Genomic DNA, 1,181 nt, shown 5'->3' with positions numbered 1-1,181 from the left:
CCCAGCCCTGGTGTTCGGCGGTGAGGCGGTTTTGGCGGTCGTATTCGTAGGCCAGCGCCCAGTGACCGTCTTCGACGCTGAGGAGGTTGCCTTGGCGGTCGTAGGCATAGTCGACAACGCTGGCATCTGGCAGGGTTTTTCGGACGAGGCGACCGGCGTGGTCGCGCTCGTAACGGGTGATTAGCTGACTGTTATCGTCGCCGTATTCGGTCTTCTCCAGCAGGTTGCCGTTGAGGTCGTAGGCATAGGCGGTGCGTTGGCCGTCGAAGCCGGTTTCCTGGCGGATCAGGCCGTTGGGGTGGTAGTCAAGTTGGTAGGTTTCGCCGGCTTCGTTTTCGATCTCGGTGAGCAGCAGTCGGGCGTTGTCGTAGCGGTACTTGACCTGGGTGCCGTCGGCGTTGAGACGGCGGCTGATCAGGTGCAGGCCATCGGCGTATTCGTAGCGGGTGATGTGGCCGAGTTCGTCGCGTTCGGCGATGATTTTGCCGTAGGGGTTGTAGCTGAATTCCCTACAACCACCGCCTGGCAACACAAGACGAATCAACCTGCCGACGCAGTCCCAGTGATATTGCGTCAGCGCACCCTGCTCATCCTCACAGGCAACTTGCCGTCCCAGATCGTCATAGCGATAACGCTTGATCCCGCCATTGGGCAATTGCTCCTCAAGCAGTTGCCCGCGTTCGTTCCACACCAGTCGATGGCAACTGTGATCCGGGTACCAAACTCCAGTCAGTTGCCCGTGCTTGTTGTAGCTGTAGTCAGTAACCTCTCCATCGGGATCGGTCCTACGCGTAACATCGCCTTGTTCATTACGCTCATATTTCCAGACCGCCTCCCCACGCCTGACAACCCGTACAAAACCGTTGTCATGCTCGTAGGACGTTGGCTCATCATCCCCCGGAAACAGCGCCACCAAGCGCCCGGCATCGTCGTACTGATAGGCCGTCACCGCGCCCATCGGGTCTTGCTCGACGGTCAGCCGGCCCTGGTCGTCGTAGGATTTAAAGTGCGTGGCGCCGTCCGGATCAATCCTCTGCACCAGCCGTGCCCGCTGGTCATGGACATACACCTCCTGGCTGCCATCGGCGTTATGCACCGTGACACGCCCGTCATCGCCCCAGGCATAGCGCGTGTCCATCTGCGAAAAACTCGCCCAATGCCGAACGCAGCGCGCCGCCTTG

General features: G+C 60.2%; 1 pseudogene. It reads right to left on the bottom strand.

The annotated features are described in order from the left end of the window. Positions 1-1,181, bottom strand: a pseudogene (locus GIV35_RS27595) (type IV secretion protein Rhs); the annotation flags it as partial.

It is taken from the genome of Pseudomonas sp. PA-1-6B, assembly GCF_021609545.1.
Classification (GTDB): Bacteria; Pseudomonadota; Gammaproteobacteria; order Pseudomonadales; family Pseudomonadaceae; genus Aquipseudomonas; species Aquipseudomonas fluorescens_BV.
This window is presented reverse-complemented; position numbering and strand designations above follow the sequence as displayed.